Genomic DNA, 1,568 nt, shown 5'->3' on the forward strand with positions numbered 1-1,568 from the left:
GCCGTCCTCGTCGCGGCCGCGGGGGCCCGGGACGAGGAGCCGGGTGCGAGCGAGCAGATCGAGGGCGAGCCGCGGACGACGGTGCTGGCCACCGTCGGTGAAGCGGTGATGGAGCTGGAGGCCGTGCGGCAGCGCCGCGCGGTCGAGAACGCGGCGTTCGACAACATCTGGCGCAGCCTGTAGGCGCCCCGGCCCGGTCGGGGGCTGCGTCCGCGTTCCCGTCCCGGGCCCCCGGCACCCGCCGATTCCCGGCCAATCTCCCTGCCTCGTCCGGGACTTGACACATCCGGCCACATGCGACGGCGGCCCGCTGGGCACGTAGCCCCTATGACGTCACCATCCGCACACACATGGGAATTCACCGACGACCGCGGGCATCTGGCCCGCGCCGGCGGGACACCGGTCCGGATCGTCGCCTACATCCAGGCGGGGGCCGGTCTGCACGATCTCGGGGTGACCCCCGTCGGGATCTTCGGCTCGTTCCACGACGGCGAGCGGCCGGACCGCGCGAAGTCCGGCGGGCTGCCGCTCGACGACGTCGCCTATCTGGGGGCGGGCGCCGGGCTCGGCCTCGACGACGTCCTCGCGGTCCGGCCCGACCTGGTGGTCGCGCTCACCTACGGCGGGGGCCAGGTCTACGGGATCGAGCCGGACACGGCGAAGCACCTGGAGGAACACGCCCCGCTCGTGGTGTTCGACGTCGGGCAGGGCCGGGGCCTCGCCGCGGTGCGGGAGCGCTTCGCGGACCTGGGCCGCTCGCTCGGCGCGGGCGAGGACGCCCGGGCCGGTGAGGAACTGGCCCACGCGGAGGCCGCGTTGCGGCAGGCCGCGCAGCAGGCGGCGGCCGTCCGGGTGCTCGCGCTGTCGCCCGGCGGGCCGGACAGCGTGCATCTCGCGCGGCCCGCGAAGTGGCCGGACCTGAGCGCGCTGACCGCGCTCGGGGTCGCCGCGGTCGAGCCGCCCGAGGGCCCCGGCGCCAACTGGCACACGGGCAGCTGGCAGGACGCCGCCGCGCTGGCCCCGGACGTGGTGCTGCGCGACCACCGGGCCAACGCCGCGGCGCCCGCCGCCTACGGCTCCGACCCGGCCTGGGGAAGCGTCACCGAGCGGGCCGTGGTCCTCCCGTGGAATCCGGAGATCCCGCCGAGCGCGGCGGCCCACGCGGAGTTCTACCGGAGCCTCACGGCGGTGCTGACCGAGGTGCAGGCCGAGGCACGGCGGGGCGTGAGCGGGTGATCCGGACCGGGTGAGCCGAGCGGGGCGGGCGGGCCGGGGCTGGCAGGCCGAGGCAGGGCGGGCGACACGGGCCCTGAGCCGGTCGGGTCAGTGTGGGCCGCCCGTCGGGCACGACGGGGCCCATGTGCCCGGTTTGTCGCATTTGTAGGGTTATCTTCTCGGCGTGATCATCTCAGCACGCCGCACCCTGTCGACCTGTGTCCTCGCCGCGCTCGCCCTGGGCGCCGCCGCCTGCTCCGGCGGCGGCCCCGGCGGCGCCCACCCCGCCGGGACGCACCGCCCCGCGACCAGCCCGTCCGCGCGGGCCTCGCCCAGCACGGCCCCCACGCTGG

At 76.8% G+C, this 1,568-nt stretch carries 1 protein-coding gene and 1 pseudogene; both read left to right on the top strand.

From position 1 onward, the window contains the following. Positions 1–183, top strand: a pseudogene (locus GTW43_RS37965) (GPP34 family phosphoprotein); the annotation flags it as partial. A gap of 144 nt (positions 184–327) precedes the next feature. Beyond that, on the top strand, positions 328–1,236 hold the full coding sequence (locus GTW43_RS11610; protein ID WP_161301574.1) for an ABC transporter substrate-binding protein: 909 nt from the start codon (positions 328–330) through the stop codon (positions 1,234–1,236). Positions 1,237–1,568: the final 332 nt, after the last annotated feature.

This window comes from Streptomyces sp. SID5785, from assembly GCF_009870065.1.
Classification (GTDB): domain Bacteria; phylum Actinomycetota; class Actinomycetes; order Streptomycetales; family Streptomycetaceae; genus Streptomyces.